At 72.6% G+C, this 18,987-nt stretch carries 18 protein-coding genes; 11 read left to right on the top strand and 7 right to left on the bottom strand.

All coding sequences use genetic code 11. The features are described from left to right. Positions 1 to 121: 121 nt before the first annotated feature. Complete coding sequence (locus tag JOD95_RS07795) at positions 122 to 724, bottom strand: DUF1992 domain-containing protein (RefSeq protein WP_209684288.1); 603 nt, start codon at positions 722 to 724, stop codon at positions 122 to 124. Positions 725 to 736: 12 nt separating this feature from the next. Here JOD95_RS07795 and JOD95_RS07790 point away from each other — a divergent pair, with 12 nt between their 5' ends. Beyond that, positions 737 to 1,912, top strand: a complete 1,176-nt coding sequence (locus JOD95_RS07790) for a sodium:calcium antiporter (RefSeq protein ID WP_245171625.1) — start codon at positions 737 to 739, stop codon at positions 1,910 to 1,912. A 64-nt stretch (positions 1,913 to 1,976) separates the two neighbouring features. Here the strand turns inward: JOD95_RS07790 and JOD95_RS07785 are convergent, their stop codons facing one another. Then, positions 1,977 to 3,794 carry a glycoside hydrolase family 15 protein gene (locus tag JOD95_RS07785; RefSeq protein WP_209684287.1) on the bottom strand — a complete coding sequence of 606 codons (1,818 nt, stop codon included), beginning with the start codon at positions 3,792 to 3,794 and terminating at the stop codon, positions 1,977 to 1,979. Between the two features lie 507 nt (positions 3,795 to 4,301). Here JOD95_RS07785 and JOD95_RS07780 point away from each other — a divergent pair. From JOD95_RS07780 to JOD95_RS07765, 4 genes are all read left to right on the top strand, one after another. Next, the gene (locus JOD95_RS07780) at positions 4,302 to 5,468 is read left to right on the top strand and encodes an RtcB family protein (RefSeq protein ID WP_209684285.1); all 1,167 of its coding nucleotides are present in this window, start codon (positions 4,302 to 4,304) and stop codon (positions 5,466 to 5,468) included. 115 nt (positions 5,469 to 5,583) lie between these two features. Then, positions 5,584 to 6,417, top strand: a complete 834-nt coding sequence (locus JOD95_RS07775) for a DUF1206 domain-containing protein (RefSeq protein ID WP_209684283.1) — start codon at positions 5,584 to 5,586, stop codon at positions 6,415 to 6,417. Positions 6,418 to 6,672: 255 nt separating this feature from the next. Next, positions 6,673 to 7,548 carry an SMP-30/gluconolactonase/LRE family protein gene (locus JOD95_RS07770; RefSeq protein ID WP_209684281.1) on the top strand — a complete coding sequence of 292 codons (876 nt, stop codon included), beginning with the start codon at positions 6,673 to 6,675 and terminating at the stop codon, positions 7,546 to 7,548. 41 nt (positions 7,549 to 7,589) lie between these two features. Continuing rightward, complete coding sequence (locus tag JOD95_RS07765; protein WP_209684279.1) at positions 7,590 to 8,687, top strand: alpha/beta fold hydrolase; 1,098 nt, start codon at positions 7,590 to 7,592, stop codon at positions 8,685 to 8,687. Positions 8,688 to 8,782: 95 nt separating this feature from the next. On the opposite strand, the gene JOD95_RS07760 is transcribed toward JOD95_RS07765, so the two are convergent. From JOD95_RS07760 to JOD95_RS07740, 5 genes are all read right to left on the bottom strand, one after another. Next, entirely contained in the window at positions 8,783 to 9,976 is a 1,194-nt protein-coding gene (locus tag JOD95_RS07760; RefSeq protein WP_209684277.1) for an NAD(P)/FAD-dependent oxidoreductase, read from the bottom strand. A 7-nt stretch (positions 9,977 to 9,983) separates the two neighbouring features. Beyond that, positions 9,984 to 10,784, bottom strand: coding sequence for an SDR family NAD(P)-dependent oxidoreductase (locus JOD95_RS07755; protein WP_209684275.1), 801 nt, complete (start codon positions 10,782 to 10,784; stop codon positions 9,984 to 9,986). A gap of 10 nt (positions 10,785 to 10,794) precedes the next feature. Next, positions 10,795 to 11,301, bottom strand: a complete 507-nt coding sequence (locus JOD95_RS07750; RefSeq protein WP_126891959.1) for a Dps family protein — start codon at positions 11,299 to 11,301, stop codon at positions 10,795 to 10,797. A 121-nt stretch (positions 11,302 to 11,422) separates the two neighbouring features. Next, positions 11,423 to 11,935, bottom strand: coding sequence for a MarR family winged helix-turn-helix transcriptional regulator (locus JOD95_RS07745; protein WP_209684273.1), 513 nt, complete (start codon positions 11,933 to 11,935; stop codon positions 11,423 to 11,425). Positions 11,936 to 12,091: 156 nt separating this feature from the next. Next, on the bottom strand, positions 12,092 to 12,649 hold the full coding sequence (locus tag JOD95_RS07740; RefSeq protein WP_209684271.1) for an NADPH-dependent FMN reductase: 558 nt from the start codon (positions 12,647 to 12,649) through the stop codon (positions 12,092 to 12,094). A 123-nt stretch (positions 12,650 to 12,772) separates the two neighbouring features. On the opposite strand from JOD95_RS07740, the gene JOD95_RS07735 reads away from it, so the two are divergent. The 6 genes from JOD95_RS07735 (at position 12,773) to JOD95_RS07710 (ending at position 18,952) form a co-directional block, all read left to right on the top strand. Continuing rightward, entirely contained in the window at positions 12,773 to 14,416 is a 1,644-nt protein-coding gene (locus JOD95_RS07735) for a glycoside hydrolase family 13 protein (RefSeq protein ID WP_209684269.1), read from the top strand. Positions 14,417 to 14,534: 118 nt separating this feature from the next. Then, on the top strand, positions 14,535 to 16,490 hold the full coding sequence (locus JOD95_RS07730) for a DUF11 domain-containing protein (RefSeq protein WP_209684267.1): 1,956 nt from the start codon (positions 14,535 to 14,537) through the stop codon (positions 16,488 to 16,490). Between the two features lie 138 nt (positions 16,491 to 16,628). After that, complete coding sequence (locus tag JOD95_RS07725) at positions 16,629 to 17,270, top strand: DUF308 domain-containing protein (protein WP_235426437.1); 642 nt, start codon at positions 16,629 to 16,631, stop codon at positions 17,268 to 17,270. Then, positions 17,267 to 17,533 (top strand): hypothetical protein, encoded by a 267-nt coding sequence (locus JOD95_RS07720; RefSeq protein WP_066651735.1) that lies wholly within the window; start codon positions 17,267 to 17,269, stop codon positions 17,531 to 17,533. The genes JOD95_RS07725 and JOD95_RS07720 overlap by 4 nt, the downstream gene beginning before the upstream one ends. A 110-nt stretch (positions 17,534 to 17,643) precedes the next feature. Beyond that, positions 17,644 to 18,183 carry an RNA polymerase sigma factor gene (locus JOD95_RS07715; RefSeq protein ID WP_209684265.1) on the top strand — a complete coding sequence of 180 codons (540 nt, stop codon included), beginning with the start codon at positions 17,644 to 17,646 and terminating at the stop codon, positions 18,181 to 18,183. Continuing rightward, a complete protein-coding gene (locus JOD95_RS07710) occupies positions 18,173 to 18,952 on the top strand; it encodes a hypothetical protein (RefSeq protein WP_209684263.1) in 780 nt (259 codons plus the stop codon). Before JOD95_RS07715 ends, JOD95_RS07710 begins: the two co-directional genes overlap by 11 nt. Positions 18,953 to 18,987: the final 35 nt, after the last annotated feature.

Genomic DNA, 18,987 nt, shown 5'->3' with positions numbered 1-18,987 from the left:
GCCGGCAGCGCAGGCGGGTGCGGTCGATCGGGTCGGCCTGGAGGCACGGCCCAGCGCCGCGACACCGGCCGCGGTCCGGCACGGCGGACGAGGACACGGTGCGCGCCTCGTGCTGCCCAGGTCACGCCCGACGCCACCACCGACGCGGCCGTGCCGCCTGCTCCGCAGCCGCACGGTCGGCGGCCGCCCGCTCGTCCGCGGCGCGGCGGGCGTCCCGCCGCTCGCGCCACCGCTCCACCTCGACGTCGACGTCGCGCATCGGCGTGACGACCGGCGGTCCGCCGAGCAGCTGCCGTCGGGCCTCCTTGACGCGGGCGTTGAAGTCGACGAGGACCGCGCGGACGTCGTCCTCGGTCGTGAGCGCGTCGAGGTGGTCGTCGAGCTCGGCGTCCTCGGTCCGCAGCGCCAGCGCCGGCGGGGCGATGCCGCGGATGTCCTCACGCTCGATCTTCGCCTTGATCCACCAGTCGGGGTCGTGCCGTCCGTCGTTCCCCGGCAGCGGTTTGCCGTGGTACGGGTTCCCCTCGAAGACCCCGCGGCGCTCGGCCTCCTCGATGCGGGCACGAGCGTGCCGTTCGACGTCCTGCAGCCGGAGCAGGCGTCGTTCCTCGCGGACCTCGTCCGGGTCGAGGGAGCCGCGTTCGATCTCGCTGTCCACGAGCTGCTGGTACCGGTACCGGGCGGCTCGCCGCAGCCGGTCCATCCGTGCATCGACGTCGTTCATCGCCCGTCCATCATGCGCCGCACCGCCGACGGTGTGCTCAGCGGCCGTCCACGCTGGCCGGTCGCCGTCGAGCCGTTCGGCGCACACCTCGGAGCGGTCGCGGCCGCCGGGGGCCACGGTGAGGGCATGGGATCCCTGCCGCTCTGGATGCTCGTCGTGATCTTCGTGGCCGGTGCCGCGGTGATCTGGGTCGCAGGCATCCAGCTCTCGAAGACCACCGACGTCCTCGACGACCGGCTGCACCTCGGGAGCGCGCTCGGCGGGCTCATCGTCCTGGCCGTCGCGACGAACCTGCCCGAGATCGCCATCACGGTCAGCGCGGGCCTGTCCGGCAACATCGAGGTCGCTGCCGGCAACATCCTCGGTGGCATCGCCCTGCAGACCGTCGTGATCGCGATCCTCGACGCCTTCGGCCGACGGGGCAAGGGGGTGCGGCCGCTCACCCACCGTGCTGCGTCGCTGACCCTCGTGCTCGAGGCGGTCGTCGTCGTCGCGGTGCTCGCCGTGGTCGTGGCCGGCAGTCAGCTCCCGCCCGACCTCGTGGTCGCACGACTCACACCGGACGTGGTGCTCATCGCAGCCATCTGGGTCGTCGGGCTCCTGCTCGTGCAGCGCGCCGGCAAGGGGTTGCCGTGGCACCAGGACGGCCGGGCGCCCGACGCGTCACCGCACGCGTCGGGGCACCGGACACGGAAGCAGGACCCACCGCGGATGAGCACCCGGAAGGCGGCGGTCGTCTTCACGGTGTCGGCCCTCGCGACGCTGGTCGCCGGTGTCGTCCTCGAACGTGCGGGTGATGCGGCGTCGGAGCAGATCGGGCTGTCCGGGGTGCTCTTCGGCGCCACGGTGCTGGCCCTCGCCACGAGCCTGCCGGAGATCTCCACCGGCATCCAGGCCGTCCGGCAAGGCGACGACAACCTCGCGATGTCGGACATCTTCGGCGGCAACGCGTTCCTGCCGGTGCTGTTCCTGGTCGCCACGGTGCTGTCCGGCAAGGCGGTGCTGCCGCAGGCGAACGCGAGTGACGTGTACCTGACGGCCCTCGCCGCGCTGCTGACGCTGGTCTACGCGGTCGGCCTGGTGTTCCGGCCGGGGCGGCGGATCATCGGCATGGGCGTCGACTCGTTCGTCGTGGTCGTGCTCTACCTGGTCGGGGTCGCCGGCCTCGTGGCGATCACCCTGGGCTGAGCAGCGTACGACCGTCGCGGTCGGGCGGGCACCACTGACCCGCCCGACCGGGTCCGCGCCCGGTTCACGACTCGGCGGCGACCTCCTCGATCGTCAGCGCCGCCTGGATGAGCGCGAGGTGGGACAGCCCCTGCGGGATGTTGCCCATGAACGCCCCGTCCTCGGCGCTGAGCATCTCGCTGAACAGGCCGACGTCGTTCGCCTGCGCCACCATGTCGTCCATCAGGGAACGGGCATCGTCCACCCGACCGGTGCACGCCATGGCGGCCGCGAGCCAGAACGAGCACGCGACGAAGGGCGACTCCTCCTGGTCCATGCCGGAGTACCGGTAGACCAGGGGGCCGTGCTGCAGCTGTTCCTCGATCGCGCGGATGGTCGACGCCATGCGCGGGCCGCGGTCGAACGACGACATCGCGTGCAGCAGGATCGAGGTGTCGATCGCGTCGGACCCCGGGTACATCACGTAGTACCCGCGCTCCTCGTCCCACCCGTGTTCGGCGACCCACTGCTCGATGAGCTCGCGGTTCTCGATCCACTTCTCGCGCGGTCCGTCGATCATGCCGGCGTCGTGGAGCTCCACCGCAGCGTCGAGCGCCTGCCAGCACCCGACCTTGCTCGACACGTAGTGCTGCGCCTCCTGGAGCTCCCACATACCGGAGTCCTGCTCGGGCCATCGGTGGCAGGCGTCGTCCGCGAGCCGCTCGAGCACGCTCGCGGTCTGGCGGTCGAGCACGTTGCCCGCCTTGACGTACTGGCGGAGGATCTCGAAGACGTCGCCCCAGACACCGAGCTGCAGCTGGTCGCCCGCACGGTTGCCGATCGTCACCGGACCGATGCCGTTCCACCCGGGGACGTCGCGCTCCTCGACGCCGTCGGTCTTCTCGCCGTTCAGGTCGTAGAAGATCGGCATGGTCTCGTCGTGCTCGGCGATGGTCCGCATCACCCAGGACACCGCCGCGTGCGTCTCCTCGCGGAGCCCGAAGCGGGTGAGGGCGTGCACGGTGTACGACAGGTCGCGGACCCAGGCGAACCGGTAGTCCCAGTTCTTGCCGCCCGTGCGGTCCTCGGGCAGGCTCGTCGTCGGCGCCGCCGCGATCGCACCCGTGGGCGAGTAGATGAGCAGCTTCAGCGCGAGCGCACTGCGCTGCACGGCGTCGGCCCACGGGCCGTCGTACGAGAAGGTCTCCGACCAGGTCGACCAGTTCTCGATCGTCCGGTCGACCGCGTCGAGCGTGCGCTCCGGCTCGGGCATGAAGATCGGCTCGTTCTCGGTACCGACGATCGTCAGGATCGACTTCGACCCCTCGTTGGTGGTGAAGCGTCCGGAGAACCGAGGCCCGTCGTCGTGCACGGGCTCGAAGCCGTGCTGCACGATGCCGATGGTCACGCCGTCGATACCGATCACCGTGCCGTTGGCCGTGTCGATGCGTCGCGGCTCCGCCGTGTTCAGCAGGGTGCCGGGGACGACCGCCCACTCCATCTCGACGTTGCCGGAGACACCCTGCACGCAGCGGCCGATCTCGGCCCACGGCAGCCGACCGGCGACGCCGGTGACCATCGCGTCCGTGACCGTGCAGGACCCGCTGTCGGTCGTCCACGTCGTGACGAGCACGTTCGTGCCCGGCAGGTACTCGCGCTCGACGCTGGCGTCGCCGGTGGGACGGAGTGCGATGTGCCCCCCGTGCTCGGCGTCGAGGATGCTCGCGAAGACCGGTGGGGAGTCCATCGAGGGGATCGGCAGCCAGTCGATCCGGCCGTCGCGTGCGACGAGCGCGACCGTGCGGCCGTCACCGATGGCTCCGTAGGAGCGGAGCGGCACGTAGCCGTCGGTGCGCTCCTCGTTGTCGTTCGCGTCGGGGGTGTCGCGGGTCCGTTCGGTCATACCACCAGCCTGCCCGGCCCGGCGGGGCGACCATCAGCCGGGCGTACCCCGCTGTGGACGGTCGTGGTGTGCCTCCCGACCGTGCAGGAACGGCCGGGAGAACCGCGACACGCCCGGGTGAGTTGTGCGGCCCTGGCGTGTCGCACTACTGTCGGTCCTCCTGCCCGTCGGGCAGGATCGCCCGCCCCGGGCACCCACGGAGGGACCGCGATGCACGCCCAGCAGCACAGCAGCCGCCTCGAGCACCAGCTCGATGCGCTCGTCGTGCTGCCCGCGGTGCAGTACGCGAACCCGTCCCTCCGCGAACCCGCGTAGGCACGCGCCGTCCCCCGACGTCCCGTGCCCACCCGGCCCGGGGCGTCCCTCCCGTCGTTCCTCCACAGGTGCACTGCACCGAGCCGGAGGCGCAGGATCCGTCCGCCCCGGACCGTCACCACGACGGCCGCCCGGCCGTCACCACGACGGCCGCCCGGCCGTCGATGACCGTCACGACGAAGGACGAACACCGTGGAGAAGATCAACGACCGATTGCTCAGCTGGGCCTCGATGCTCGAGGAGAACACCGAGCAGCAGGCCCGCACGACGGCCCGGATGCCGTTCGTGTTCCCGCACCTCGCGCTGATGCCCGACGCGCACCTCGGTCTCGGCGCCACCGTCGGCTCCGTGATCCCGACCCTCGGCGCCGTCATGCCGGCGGCCGTCGGCGTCGACATCGGCTGCGGCATGATCGCGGTGCGCACGCAGTTCGCTGCCGCGGACCTGCCCGCCGACCTGCAGCCCCTCCGCGAGCAGATCGAGCGCGCGGTCCCGCTGTCCGCCGGGGCGTCGAACCGGAAGGTCGTCGCCACCGCCGAGCCGCGGATCGCCGAGCTCGAGGCGATGGCCGCGGCCGCCGGGTTCGACCCGGCCGGAGCACACGGCGGCTGGCGGAACCAGCTCGGCACGCTCGGCTCGGGCAACCACTTCATCGAGGTCTCGCTCGACGAGCAGGACCGGGTCTGGCTCTTCCTGCACTCCGGGTCGCGCGGCGTCGGCAACAAGATCGCCCAGCGGCACATCGCCGTCGCCAAGCGGATGATGCAGCGCTGGTGGATCGAGCTGCCGGACCCCGACCTGGCCTACCTCGTCGAGGGCACCCCGGAGTTCGACCGCTACATCGCCGAGCTCCGGTGGGCGCAGCACTTCGCGCTCCTCAACCGCGAGGAGATGATGGACCGGGTCGTCCGGCAGCTGTCCGAGGTGCTCGGCCAGCCGGTGGACGAGCAGGAGCGGATCAACTGCCACCACAACTTCACCCAGCGTGAGACGCACTGGGGCAAGAGCGTGTGGGTGTCCCGGAAGGGCGCCATCCAGGCGAAGGCGGGGCAGCCCGGTCTCATCCCGGGATCGATGGGGACCGCTTCCTACGTCGTCGAGGGGCTCGGTGACAAGCCGTCGCTCGAGTCCTCGCCGCACGGCGCCGGTCGGCTGTTCTCGCGGTCCGCTGCCCGGAGGACCTTCACCCACGAGCAGCTGCGCGAGGCGATGGCGGGGATCGAGTACCGCGACACGGACGCGTTCCTCGACGAGATCCCCGCGGCCTACAAGCCCATCGACCAGGTCATGGCGGATGCCGTCGACCTGGTGACGGTCCGGCACACGCTGCGGCAGGTCGTCAACGTGAAGGGTGATTGACACCGGACGGGGAGGCGCGTGGCCGTCCGCCACCTGCCTCCCGTCCGGCGCTCGTCCCGACACGCGGTGCGCCCCGCTGCGGACAGCGGTCCGTGCGTCGGGCACGCTCGAAGGGATGAGCGACCAGGCGGAACGAGCAGCACGCGAGACCGGACGACAGGCGAAGCGTGTCGCCGACAGCAGGTGGTTCGAGCTGACGGCGCGGGCCGGGTACGTCGGCAGCGGTGTGGTCCACCTGCTGATCGGGTACCTCGTCGTGCTCCTCGGGATCGGGAACGCGTCCGGGGGCAGCGAGACGGACCAGTCGGGAGCGCTGCGGCAGCTCGCCGAGGTCCCCGGAGGCGTGGCCCTGCTCTGGGTCGTCGCCGTCGGCACCGCAGCGCTGGCCCTGCGGCTCCTGCTCGAGGCGGTCGTCGGCGGCCGGTCCGACAGCGCCCGCGGGTGGGCGGCACGGGCGAAGGACGTCGGCAAGGCGGTCGTCTACGGCGTCGTCTCGTACTCGGCCGGGTCGTTCGCGCTCGGGGCCGGCACGAACTCCAGCGGGTCGACCCGGAGCGCGGCGGCAGAGGCCCTCGCGACGCCCGGCGGGGTGTTCCTGCTGATCGCCGTCGGTGCGGTGGCGATCGCGATCGGTGCGGCCCTGGTCGTGCAGGGGTGCCGTCGCTCCTTCTGGAAGCAGCTCGTCCGGCCGCGGCAGCCCCTCGACCGTGCCGTGACCGTGCTCGGGACCGTCGGGTACGTCGGCAAGGGGATCGCCGTCGCGGTCGTCGGGGTGCTGATCGTCGTCGCCGGCGTCCGGAGCGACCCGGACCAGGCGACGGGGCTCGACGGGGCGTTCGACGCGCTGCGCGACCTGCCCGCCGGATCGGTGGTGCTCGTCGCGGTCGGCATCGGGTTCCTGGCGTACGGCGTCTACAGCTTCTTCCGCGCCCGGTTCGCGCGCCTCTGACCCGAGCCCGCGTCGGTCGGTGCGGTTCGCGCGAGACGCCGGCGTCGGTCCGTGTGGACCGCTGTGAGACGCCGGCGTCGGTACCGGACGCACCCGAGTCGTCGAGGCGCCGCCGGATCCGACGGCGTCTCGCCGGGATGAAGGCGTCTCCGTCCGACGCCGGTGTCTCGGGCGGTCTCCGGCCCCCGCGGTCCGACCGAGTCCGCCGAATTTCGCTGGCAGGTCGTGCACGCCGGCCCCGGTAGACGGAAGGACATGCACACCGACGCCGTGACCGGGCCCGTGACCGTCTTCTGCGACGAGCAGGCGGTCCTCGCCGAGAGCATCGTCTGGGACCCGACCGCCGAACGGCTCCGCTGGACCGACATCAACCTGGGCCTGCTCACCACCGCCCGCGCGGACGGCACGGTCGAGTCGAGCGTCGCACTGCCGCCGCCCCTGGCGAGCTTCCAGCCACGCGCCGCCGGCGGGTTCGTCGTGGCGTTGGGCGACACGGTCGTGCTCACCGACGAGCGCGGCGTCGTCGAGCGCGAGCTGGTGCGGGTGCGGCACGCGACCACCGAGATGCGGTTCAACGAGGGCAAGTGCGACCCCTTCGGTCGGTTCCTCGTCGGCAGCATGGACCTCTCCGACCAGGACCCGGCCGGAGCGCTGTACTCGGTCGAGCCCGACGGTACGACGCGCGTGCTCCGCGGGGGCTTCGGTGTGACCAACGGCATCGAGTGGTCGGCGGACGGCAGCGTGATGTACGTCACGGACACGAGCACCTCGACGATCTACCGCGGCTCGTACGGCCCCGACGGCGTGCTCGGCGAACTCGAGCCCTTCGTCAGCGGCGCCGCACACGACGGGCTGGTCCGCGACGACGAGGGCTGCTTCTGGACGGCGGTCTACGGCGCCGGCCGGGTGGAGCGCTGGGACGCCGAGGGCCGACACCTCGAGACCGTCGAGGTGCCCGCGCCGAACGTGACCTCCGTGGCCTTCGGCGGACCGGACGCGTCGACGCTCTTCGTCGCCACGGCGCGGGAGAACAGCACGGAGGAACAGCTCGAGCAGTACCCGCACTCCGGGGCGGTGTTCGCGGTCCCCACCCGGGTGCACGGCGCGGCCGCTTCCGCGTTCGGCGGCTGAACGGCGGGTACCGTGGGAGGTCGCCGATCCCAGGAGGCCCCGTGACCGAACAGGACGACCAGGACGACCGGACGCCGCCGCCCGCACCCGACCCTGCCGGTGCGCTCGCGCGTGCCGAGGACGCCGACGTGCAGGTGGAGGTCGACCGGATCGCCGTCGACGGCACCTACGTCCGGGTGAGCTCGATCGGGCAGCCGGGCGACCGTGCGTTCGTCCTCGTCGCCGGTCTGGGCATCGCCGCCACCTACTACGAGCGGCTCGCGCCGCACCTCAACGAGAACGGCCCGGTGCACGCCCTCGACCTGCCGGGCTTCGCCGGGGTCCCGCGCTTCCGTGGTGCCGTGTCGATCGAGCGCTACGCCGACGCGGTCGAGCAGGTCATCCGCGAGCTGCGGCTCGAGGACCCGGTGCTCGTCGGGCACTCGATGGGCACCCAGGTCGTCACCGAGGTCGCCGCGCGCAACCCGCGCATCCGCGACCTCGTGCTCATCAGTCCGGTCGTCGACAGCCGCGCCCGGAGCATCCCGATCTCGGCGCTCCGCTTCCTGCGGTCGTCGCTGCACGAGCCCGCGGCCGTCCGCTGGCACGGGATCACCGCCTACGCGCTCTGCGGTTGGCACTGGTTCCGGAAGGTGCTGCCGGAGATGATCGCGTTCCCGATCGAGGACCGCGCCGCCGAGGTGCGGGCGCGCACCCTGATCGTCCGCGGTGAGCACGACGCGATGGTGCCCCGTGACTGGGTGCGGTCCCTCGCCCGGGTGTTCCCGCACGCGGTCCTGCGCGAGGTGGTCGGCGGCGCCCACTCGGTCATGCACGCGCAGGCGGACGCGGTGGCCCGCCTCGCGGTGGCCCTCGTCGACGGGCGGATCACCGACCGTGGCGTCGGCTCGCTGCAGCGGGTGCGCGACGACACGACCTCGTCCGACCTGGCCCGGCTGGGTCCGAAGGATGCCTGGCTGGTCGTGAAGTCGCGCTTCATCGAGCTCTTCGGCATGGCGAAGGGCGACGACGAGCAGCTGGAGCGGGCGAAGTCCGCGCACGCGGTCGCGATGGCCGACGGCGACGACATCCCCGTGGACCCGGACGACCGCCGCGAGGTGGTCGCCGACGTCGCACCCGAGGTGCGCGACCGGTCCTGACCCGGGCACCGCGCACACGGCGACGGCCTGGAGGCGCGACCCGACCCCGTCGGGTCGAGCCGCGCCTCCAGGCCGCCGGCGTCAGGATCCGCGGGTCACGGCGTGATGCGGCCCGGCAGCATGTCCCGGGTGAGCCCGTTGGCGTCGGCGAGCACCCCGCGGGCCTCGTCCGTCTTGTCGGAGACGTTCCAGAGCAGGACCCCGCGGACCGTGTCGTCGTCGTCCAGGTAGTAGACGACGCCGGTGGTGAGCGGCTCCTGCCAGTCCTCGACGGTCTGCAGCTCGGTGGACACCTGGCCGACGGCCTCGTACCCCGTGTCGAAGACGTTCGAGTAGAACATCGGCGTGTGGTCGTACGTCTCGTCCGCGTCCGCGAGGTTCCGGCCTGCCTGCCGGCCCTGCTGCTTGGCGTTGTCGACGTGCTCGACCCGGCGCGTGCCGAGGATGCGGTCCGGGTACTCGGCGACGTCGCCGGCGGCGAACACCGACTCGTCGTCCGTCACCAGCGTCGACGACACCACGATGCCGTCGCGCACGGTCAGACCCGCGTCGGCGGCGAGCTGCGTCTGCGGCTCGATGCCGAGTCCGGCCACGACCGCGTCGGCCTCGAGGACCGACCCGTCGTCGAGCGTGAGGCTGACGCCGCCCTCCGACTCCGTGCCCTGGTCGACCCGTCGTCCGGTGCGGAGCTCGACGCCGTGGTCGACGAAGCGCTGCTGGAAGGCCCGGGCGAGGTCGTCCGGGAACATGTGCCCGCCGAGGACCTCGTCGGGCGTCACCAGGGTCACCCGGGCGCCGTTCTGCACGATGCCCGCGGCGATCTCGGTGCCGATGTAGCTGCCGCCGACGACGGCGACGTGCGCTCCGGCGTCCGCGAGGGCGCGGAGTCGGCGGTAGTCGTCCGCGCTGCGGAAGTCGAGGACCCGCGACGAGGGCGACAGGCCGGGCAGGCTGCGCGGTTTCCCACCGGTCGCGAGCAGCAGGCGCTCGTAGCCGTGGGTCTGGCCGTCGTCCGTCGTGACGGTCCCCGCCTCGCGGTCGATCGCCGTCACGACGGTCCCGAGCACGAACGTCGCCCCGGTCTCCTCGGTGTGCAGGTCGACCTTCTCGTCCCAGCTGAAGTCCGGGTCGGTCCAGAGCTTCTTCGACAGGGCCGGACGGGCGTACGGACGTTCGGTCTCCTCGCTGACGATGCCGATCGAGCCGTCGGCGTCGATCTCGCGGATCCCGCGGGCGGCGGCGTCGGCGACCATCCCGCCTCCGACGATCAGGTAGCGGAAGTCGCTCATGGTCCTCCTAGATGGTGGCGACCGAGCCGGAGTCGACCCGGTAGTTCGACCCGTTGACGAAGCTCGCCAGCTCGGAGCAGAGGAAGGCGACGACGTTCGCGACCTCCTCGGGCTCCCCGCGGCGGCCGAGCTCCATGTACGGACGCTGCTCGTCGAGGAAGCTCGAGATCGCCTCGTCGAACGAGGTCCCCTGCTCCTTCGCGCGCTTGTCCATCATGGCGTCGGTCATCGGGGTGTGGATGAAGGCCGGACTCACGGTGTTCACGAGCAGGCCCTCGGACGCGTACGACCGCGACAGGCCCTTCGCGAACGACAGGACACCGGCCTTCGCGGCACAGTAGGGGAGCTCGTCGTCGTAGGGCTGCGAGGCGTCCTCGGACACGAGGTAGACGATGCGACCCCAGCCGCCCTTCCGGAGGTCGCCGATGAACTCCCGCGTGATCCGCACCGGGCCCATCAGGTCGACGTCGATGGTGTCGAGCCAGCCCTGCTCGTCGATCTCGTGGAACATGCCCTGCGCACCGGTGATGCCCGAGGACTGCACGAGGATGTCGATCTCGCCGACGGCGTCGCGCACCTTGCCGTGCAGCGCGGCGAGGGACTCGGCCTCCGTCACGTCCGCGGCGAAGGCGAAGAGCTTGCCGTGCGGTGCCTCGAGCTGGTCGGCGCTCGTGTCGAGTCGTCCCTGGTCGAGGTCGGTGACGACCACGGTCGCACCCTCCGCCAGGAGGATGCGAGCCGTGTTCCAGCCGATGCCGGAGTCGCCACCGAAGACGAGCGCGACCTTGCCGGTGATGCCGAGGTCCACGTCGCGTCCCCTACTCGTGCTCGGAGGCCTCGGCGACGGCCGGGGTCGTGGCGGCGGCGAGCGGCGTGCGCGGCTCGCGGTTCTCGGCCGAGACCATCCAGGCGAGCTGCTCGAGGCGCTCGATGAAGCCGTGGAGCAGGTCCGCGGTCGTCGGGTCCTCGTCGTCGACCTCGTCGTGCACGTCGCGCATGGTGCCGGTGGCCTGGTAGAGCCGGAGCGTGATCGCGTCGATGGCGTCGTGCGTGTCGATCTCCCCGTCCGGGAAGGCGTCGAGGTGCGTCCCCGCGGCGACCGTGGCCGAGCGGCCGTCCGGGATCGCGTAGAGGGCGCGCATGCGCTCCGCGGTGTCGTCGGCGAACTCACGCGCGGCGTCGACGATCTCGTCGAGCTGCAGGTGCAGGTCGCGGAAGTTGTGTCCGAGGATGTTCCAGTGGGCCTGCTTGCCCTGCAGGTGCAGGTCGACGAGGTCCACCAGGACGGCCTGGAGGTTGGCGGCGAGCTTGTCCGATGCGTGCATGATCGGCTCCTTTCGCGGTCGGTGACCCTTCTGGTCTACGCGGTCGCGTGCTCGGCGTTCCCAGTGCGCGTGCACCCTGGCGTCCCCCGCGGGGTGGTCGGACGCGCGGACGGCACCGGGGTCAGTGCTCGAGCGCGGGGTCCACCTGGTCGACGGCGTCGCGCATCCGCTCGAGGAACGTCGCGACGACACGCGCGTCGGAGGCGGACAGCCCCTCGGCGATCGACATCATCCGCCGGTGCATGGTCCCGAGGGTGGCGCGGACCTCGTCGTCGGTCTCGGTCGTGGGGGTGATCACCAGTGCGCGACGGTCGGTGGGGTGCGGCTCGCGGCGGACGTGGTCCGACTTCACCAGGCGGTCGATCAGGATCGTCGTCGAGGCCGACGAGATCTTCAGGTAGGTGGCCAGGTCCTTCGGCTTGACCATCCGACCCGCACGCTGTGCCTGCAGCAGGTAGCGGACGGCGAGCAGGTCGGTCTCGCCCATGCCCATCGAGTCGCGGGTCCGTCGCCGCATCGCGGTCTCGGCGGCGCGGTAGCGACGCAGGGCGTTCAGCACGGCGACGCCGCGCTGTGTGGCGTCGTCGTCGGGGAACCAGTACCCCGACGCCTCCGTGATCTCCTGCGTCGACATGCCGTTCAGGGTAACCCGTCTGGTATCTCGCCTGCCTAGCGGATCCGCGTGCTGTGGACGAGTCCTCGGCGCTGCCCCGGACGGAGGGGAGGCGCGGTGCCAGCCGGCACCGCGCCTCCGGACCGTCTCCTGGTCGCCCGACGGCGACCGGGCGGATCAGGCGGCGACGCGCTCGTCCGCCGCACCGGCCAGGGCGCGGAGCGCGCCCTGCACGAGCTCGACGACCTCGGCGTCCTCGCGCGGGTGGGTCTCCGCGAACCGGACCACCGACTGCGGGATGGCGACCTTGACGTCCTCCAGGACCTTCGCACCCGCGATCCCCGCCGACTTGCGGGCGTCGTCGTGTGCCCACACACCGCCGTACTGGCCGAACGCCGAGCCGATCACCGCGAGCGGCTTGCCGGACAGCGGCGACGAGCCGAAGGGCCGCGAGCCCCAGTCGAGCGCGTTCTTCAGCACGGCCGGCATCGTGCCGTTGTACTCGGGGGTGACGAGCAGGACCGCGTCCGCTGCGGCGACGGCGTCGCGGAAGGCGACGGCGGCGGCCGGCGGGGTGTCGCCGTCGATGTCCTCGTTGTAGAAGGGCAGGTCGACGATGCCGTCGAACGTCGTGAGGGTGATCCCCTCGGGGGCGTGCTGCTCGGCAGCCTCGGCGAGCTTCCGGTTGATCGAGCCGGCGCGCAGGCTGCCGACGAGGGCGAGGACGTTCGTCATGGTGGATCCCTTCTGTCCGTGACCGTTCGGTCACGGAATGGTGTCAGGGACAACCAATGTGCTCGCTGAGTGCGCCATTCCCGATCGGACCACCACTCGGGTCCCGCTGGGTACGGTGGCCGGGTGAGCAGCCACCGGACGCCCGCCAGCAGCCCGCGCACCACCGACCCGGACTGGTGGCGTCAGGCCGTCGTCTACCAGGTGTACCCGCGGAGCTTCGCCGACACCGACGCGGACGGCCTGGGGGACATCGCGGGCATCACGAGCCGTGTGCCGTACCTGGCGTCGCTCGGCGTCGACGCGGTGTGGTTGTCGCCCTTCACCCCCTCGCCGCTCGCCGACGGCGGGTACGACGTGGCGGACTACCGCGACGTCGACCCGCGCCTCGGCACGCTCGACGACCTCGACGCGTTCGTCCGCGCCGCACACGAGCACGACGTGCGCGTCATCGTCGACGTCGTGCCGAACCACACCTCCGACCAGCACGAGTGGTTCCGCCAGGCGCTCGCCGCAGAGCCGGGGTCACCCGAGCGGGCGCGCTACGTGTTCCGTGACGGAGCGGGGGAGTCGAGCGAGCTCCCGCCGAGCGACTGGGTGTCGAACTTCGGCGGCAGCGCGTGGACGCGGGTGCCGGACGGCCAGTGGTACCTGCACCTGTTCGCGCCCGAACAGCCCGACCTCGACTGGTCGAACCCCGAGGTGCGCGCCGACTTCGAGCACACCCTGCGGTTCTGGTCCGACCGCGGCGTGGACGGCTTCCGGGTCGACGTCGCGCACGGGCTCGCGAAGGACCTGTCGACGCCGTACCGTCCCTCGAACGAGAAGGCGCTGCCGCTGGACGGCTCCGACCCGCTGTACGACCGCGACGAGGTGCACGAGATCTTCGCGACGTGGCGCTCCGTGCTCGACGAGTACGACCCGCCCCGCGCCGCGATCGCCGAGGCCTGGGCGCCGGCCCCGCGTCGCGTGCTCTACGCCCGGCCCACCGAGCTCGGGCAGGCGTTCAACTTCGACCTGCTCGAGGCACCGTACGACGCACGGGCCTTCCACGAGATCATCGAGCGGAACCTCGCCATGTCGGCCGAGTCCGGCGCTTCCTCGACCTGGGTGCTGTCGAACCACGACGTCGTGCGGCACGCCACCCGCTACGGCCTGCCCGACGGCACCGACACGGATGCCTGGCTGCTCACCGACGGCACCGAGCCCGAGCTCGACCGTGGGCGCGGTGGACGTCGGGCGCGTGCGGCGACGCTGCTGATCCTGGCGTTGCCCGGGTCCACCTACCTGTACCAGGGCGAGGAGCTCGGCCTGCACGAGGCGCCCGCGATCCCCCACGAGCGCCTGCAGGACCCGAAGTGGATCCGCAGCGGGCACACGGTGAAGGGGCGGGACGGCTGCCGGGTCCCGATCCCCTGGACCCGGACGGGGCCGTCGTTCGGCTTCGGCGACGTCGCTCCGCACCTGCCGCAGCCGGAGGACTTCGGCGACTCGTCGGTCGAGGCCGAGGACGGCGACCCAGCTTCGACGCTGTCGCTCTACCGGCAGGCGACGGCGGCCCGACGACGGCTGCAGCAGGGCGAGGAACTGACGTGGCTCGACGCCGGTGACGACGTCGTGGCGTTCGCCCGGCACGAGGGCTGGCGGTCCGTGACGAACCTCGGGACGTCTCCGGTGCCGATGCCGTCGGGCACGGTGGTGCTGGCGTCCGGGCCGCTCGACGCGGGCGAGGGGATGCTCCCGGGCGAGACCACGGTGTGGCTCGGGTGAGTTCGATCTGGCCGGGGTGGCTGAGCACATCCCTGCACAGCGGCTGGTCTCGGGACTGTTCTCCCCAGAAGGGCTCGACGGCCGCTGAGGAGGTGGTCCCGCTCGCGACGATCGGGGCATGACAGACACCTCGATCCCGACAACCACCCACCGCGTCGCACACCCCCGACGGTGTCGACGCCCGCGGGGTGCGATCACGGCCAGCCTCGTGGCCCTCGCCGTCCTGGCGGCGCCGGCGCTCCTGCCCTCCAGCTCCTCGGCGGACGACCTCGCGTTCCCCTACCGCAACGGCTTCGACTCCGCCGCGGGCGGCACCCTGAGCGGCGACGCGCAGGTCGTCGACGGGCGGCTGCGGCTCACGGACCAGACGAAGGACCAGGCCGGAGCGTGGTCGACGGACGACACGTTCCGCTCGGACCTCGGACTCGACATCGAGTTCTCGTACGCCATGTACAACAGCAGCGGCGACCAGGGCGCCGACGGGCTGCTGCTCTTCCTGGCGGACGGCAGCGCACCACAGGGCGTCGGAGCGTACGGCGCAGCGCTCGGGTACGCCTGCCGGTCGAGCGAGACCCAGGGCGGCGGGCGGCCCTGCGACCTGCCCGGCGTGCCGGGTGGCTTCGCGGCGGTGGCGGTCGACCACTACGGCAACTTCTCGCAGGAGATCAACCTGTCGGGGCTCGGGCGCCGACCGGACTCGGTCGTGGTCCGGGGATCGGGTGACGGCACCACCGGCTACCGGTACGTCGACGGGGTCCAGGCTCCCGGCGGCACCCTGACCGACGGGCCGACGAAGCGGAAGGTCCGGGTCAGTCTCGTGCCGGGGGCGTCGGGGGAACTCTTCATGACCGTGCGCCTCGAGGACGGGGGGCCGCTCCGCACCGTCCTCGACCGCGTGCCGCTGCACGGCGACGCCCAGGCTCCGCTCCCGGACACGCTCCGGCTCGGCTTCTCCGCCGCGACCGGCAGCTTCGCCGACGTCCACGAGGTCGACGACCTCCGGGTCTCCCAGCCCGTCGACCTCGGCGTCACCCAGGAGCTCCCCGCCTCCGGTCGGCCCGGGCAGCCGTTCTCGTACACCGTGACCGCGTCCGACGCCGGCCCGAACCGGTCCGACCCCAGCGCGTTGCACGTCGACGTCCCCGACGGTCTGCGGGACGTGACGTGGACCTGCACCGCGACCGACGGATCCGCCTGCGGAACGGCCAGCGGGACCGGCGACGTGGACGCCGGGCTCGACCTGGTCCCGGGCGGCGCCGCGACGGTCACCGTGTCCGGGACCGTCGCGGACGACGCCTCGGGGGCGCTCGAGAGCACCGCCACCATCGCGCCTCCGGCATCGCTGTCCGACGTCGACGAGTCCGACAACCGGTCCGTCGAGACGAGTCCGATCGAGGCGGCGCCGGCGCCCGAGGCGCAGCTCGAGACCGACAAGTCGGTGTCCCCGTCCGTCGACGTGGCACCGGGGGACGAGGTCGAGTACCGCGTGACGGCGAAGAACCGCGGTCCGGACCCCGCGCACGACGTGGGCGTGGTCGACGACCTGCCGGCGGCGATGCGCTTCACGGGGTCCGAGGACGGCTGCTCGGCCGAGGGACAGCACGTGACGTGTCGGTCCGAGGGGGACCTGCCGGTGGGTGGGACCCGCTCCTTCCGCATCCGGGCGGTGCTCGACCCCGGCTACACCGGCGACGGGTCCGACGTCGTCAACGTGGCGACCGCGACGTCGCCCACCGATCCGGACGGGGGCGACCCGTCCCCGGAGGTCACGATCGGCGTCACGGTGCCCGGCGACGGGGACGGCGACGGCGACGGCGACGGCGGCGAGGGCGACGGTGGCGGCACGGGCACCCCGACGCCGGCCGGCCCCGCGAGCGCTTCGCCGACGCCGGACGCTCCGATGGCTGCGCGCGGCGGGCGGACGGGCGGCGGAGGGGCCGGCGCCGGGGCCCTCGCGTACACCGGCGCCGAGGGGCTCGGGCTCCTCGCCGCCCTGGCTGCTGCCGCCGTCGGGCTCGGGGCCGGCGGCTGGTGGGTCGCACGACGCCGGCGCGCGGCCGACGACCCCGACTGACGGGGAGCGCGCCACCGCCGGTCGGGGCGCTCGGACCCCGGTCGGCGGTGGTGGCTCCCGTCGGCACGGGCTCCGGTCCGACGCCCGGGGCGCCGGCGGTAGACTCGGACCACGATCCGCATGCCCGAAAGAGGTCCCGTGTCCGACTCCGTGGACGACGCCGGCCAGCGCGCGCGGTACTGGCCGATCCCCGTCCTCCGGGCCGTCCCAGCCGCGGTCGTGGCCCTCGTCATCACCTTCTCGTCCAACCACGCCGCCGGCTACGGCCTGCTGCTCTTCGGCGGGTTCGTGATCGTCGACGCCCTCGTGCTCGGGTGGGCCGCCCTGCGCCGCATGCCCTCCGACGAGCGCTCGCGTCCGACCACGTTCGTGCAGGCGGTCGTCTCCCTCGTCGCCGGTGTCGCCGCCCTGGCGACCAACGGCGTCGGGCTCGGCGCGTTCATCACGGTGGTCGTCGGGTGGGCCGTGCTGACGGGAGCCCTCGAACTCGCACAGGGACTCCGAGCGCGCGGCCGGTCGCCGTTCGCCCGTGACTGGACCACGATCGGTGGACTCACCCTGCTGCTCGCCGTCGCGTTCCTGCTGACACCGCCGGACTACTCCCAGCAGCTCGGGGGCGTGGAGCAGGTCACCGGCACCCTGGACGCCGCCGTCGTCCTGGTCGGACTGCTCGGCGCCTACCTCGCCATCGCGGCGGTCTTCCACGTGATCGCCGGACTCTCGCACAAGTGGGGCACCACGGCGCCTGCCGCAGCCCCGGACGGAGCACCACACGCATGAGCACCCCCAGCCGTCGCGACCGTCTGCGCCCCGCCGAGCTCCTCGTGATCTCGGCGGTCGTCGCGGTGTTCACCGGAGCGGTCGTGCTCTTCTCGACGCGTGAGTTCGAACTCGCCCTGGTGTTCCTCGGTGTCGCGTTCATCGTCGTCGTGGTGGTCCTCGCGATGCTCCAGCTCGCGGCGTCGAGCGACCAGGACGACAACGACATGCTCGGCGGCCACAGGACGCCGGGCGAGCGGTCCGAGGGCGACGACTTCCACTGACCCCGCTCCGGCGACCGTCGTGCCCGGCGACACGCCCGGGCGGAGCGGTCCGCGGCCGCGTCGTCAGGATCGGCACCCCGTCCGACACCGCTGGGTGAAGGGGGTGAGCGATGGACGTGACCACGACGACGGACGAGACGATCGTCCGCGCACTGGCGGCCGGTGACCAGGCCGCGTTGGCGCAGGTCTTCGACCGCTACGCCGCGACGATGACCCGGTACGTGTGGGCGATCGTCGACGATCGACACGACGTCGAGGAGGTCGTGCAGGACGCGTTCCTGGTGCTGTGGCAGCGGGCGGAGACGCTGGAGCTGCCGGCGGAGAGCCTGCTGCCCTGGCTGCTCGTCGTGTGCCGGAACCTGGCGCGCAACGCCGGGCGGAAGCGCACGCGGCACCGTGCCGACGAGCTGCCGGAGACGCTCACGGCACCGGTCGACCACACCGAGGCCGCCGAGACGCTGCGCTGGGTCCGTGCCGAGATCGCGGCCCTGCCCGAACTCGACCGGCGCATCTGCGAGCTCTGCCTGCTCGAGGGGCGCTCCTACACCGAAGCAGCCGAGGCGCTCGGGCTGACGGTGGGCGCCGTGACCCAACGGGTCTCCCGCAACCGTCGACGACTCAAGAAGGTGGTGATGCACGATGGACACTGAACCTCCCGTGGGCGACGAGCTGCAGCGCATGCTCGTCACGATGAAGCAGGGCGTGCTCGAGCGCGCCACCCCGCGTCCGAAGCGGCGTCGCGGGCACACCGGCATCGTCGTCGGTGTGGTCGCCCTGCTCGCGCTGGGCACCGCGTCGGGGGCGGTGGCGCTCACGCTGTCGCAGCAGGACCGTCCCGTGGCAGCCCCGGTGCAGACGCAGGAGCCGGCGCCGGCGCCGTCCGTCACCACCCCGACCTCCGCGCCGATCACGGCGACGCCGACGCCGGTCCCGACGACGGGTGCCGCGCCGCCCGACCGAGCGGACCCGACGGCTGTCGCGTCGATCCCCACGTCGTGCCGGGGCGCTGTTCCGGCGGGTGCGTACGACCGCCTGTTCGGCGGGCGTGAGGCCATCCAGGTCTTCCCGTCGCCGGGGGGAGTGGTTCCGTCGGTGTCCGGATCCGGGGTCGTCACCGAGCTGTACTGCCTCTGGGGTGGCAGCGACGGACCCGGCCCGGGCCTCGCCCTCACCGTCGGGACCGCGAACGGCGAGCAGCTCGCCTCCCGGGAGTCGAGCTTCTTCGGCGACCAGGACACCGTCTGCTCGGTCGAGGGCCCCGCCCGCGTCTGCCGAGCGTCGTCGACGGACGTCGAGACCGGTGCCGCTCAGGCACGGACCTGGTACTCGCGCGGTGACACCTGGGTCGAGATCGACCAGGCCGACTTCCCGACCGACGGCCTGCTGGACGCCGTCGTCGGGGAGATCTGGGGGGACTGACGGCCGGGAGGCGCGGTGCGGGACCGTCCCGCGCC

This window comes from Curtobacterium sp. 1310, from assembly GCF_017834105.1.
Taxonomy (GTDB): Bacteria; Actinomycetota; Actinomycetes; order Actinomycetales; family Microbacteriaceae; genus Curtobacterium.
Note: the sequence above shows the minus strand (reverse complement) of the source record. Positions and strands in the feature narration are given on the sequence as shown.

Coding starts and splice junctions, on each gene's coding strand:
- JOD95_RS07795 (WP_209684288.1), bottom strand. CDS start 724: ATGAACGACGTCGATGCACGGATGGACCGGCTGCGGCGAGCCGCCCGG.
- JOD95_RS07790 (WP_245171625.1), top strand. CDS start 737: ATGCGCCGCACCGCCGACGGTGTGCTCAGCGGCCGTCCACGCTGGCCG.
- JOD95_RS07770 (WP_209684281.1), top strand. CDS start 6,673: ATGCACACCGACGCCGTGACCGGGCCCGTGACCGTCTTCTGCGACGAG.
- JOD95_RS07760 (WP_209684277.1), bottom strand. CDS start 9,976: ATGAGCGACTTCCGCTACCTGATCGTCGGAGGCGGGATGGTCGCCGAC.
- JOD95_RS07775 (WP_209684283.1), top strand. CDS start 5,584: ATGAGCGACCAGGCGGAACGAGCAGCACGCGAGACCGGACGACAGGCG.
- JOD95_RS07785 (WP_209684287.1), bottom strand. CDS start 3,794: ATGACCGAACGGACCCGCGACACCCCCGACGCGAACGACAACGAGGAG.
- JOD95_RS07745 (WP_209684273.1), bottom strand. CDS start 11,935: ATGTCGACGCAGGAGATCACGGAGGCGTCGGGGTACTGGTTCCCCGAC.
- JOD95_RS07710 (WP_209684263.1), top strand. CDS start 18,173: ATGGACACTGAACCTCCCGTGGGCGACGAGCTGCAGCGCATGCTCGTC.
- JOD95_RS07720 (WP_066651735.1), top strand. CDS start 17,267: ATGAGCACCCCCAGCCGTCGCGACCGTCTGCGCCCCGCCGAGCTCCTC.
- JOD95_RS07730 (WP_209684267.1), top strand. CDS start 14,535: ATGACAGACACCTCGATCCCGACAACCACCCACCGCGTCGCACACCCC.
- JOD95_RS07740 (WP_209684271.1), bottom strand. CDS start 12,649: ATGACGAACGTCCTCGCCCTCGTCGGCAGCCTGCGCGCCGGCTCGATC.
- JOD95_RS07750 (WP_126891959.1), bottom strand. CDS start 11,301: ATGCACGCATCGGACAAGCTCGCCGCCAACCTCCAGGCCGTCCTGGTG.
- JOD95_RS07715 (WP_209684265.1), top strand. CDS start 17,644: ATGGACGTGACCACGACGACGGACGAGACGATCGTCCGCGCACTGGCG.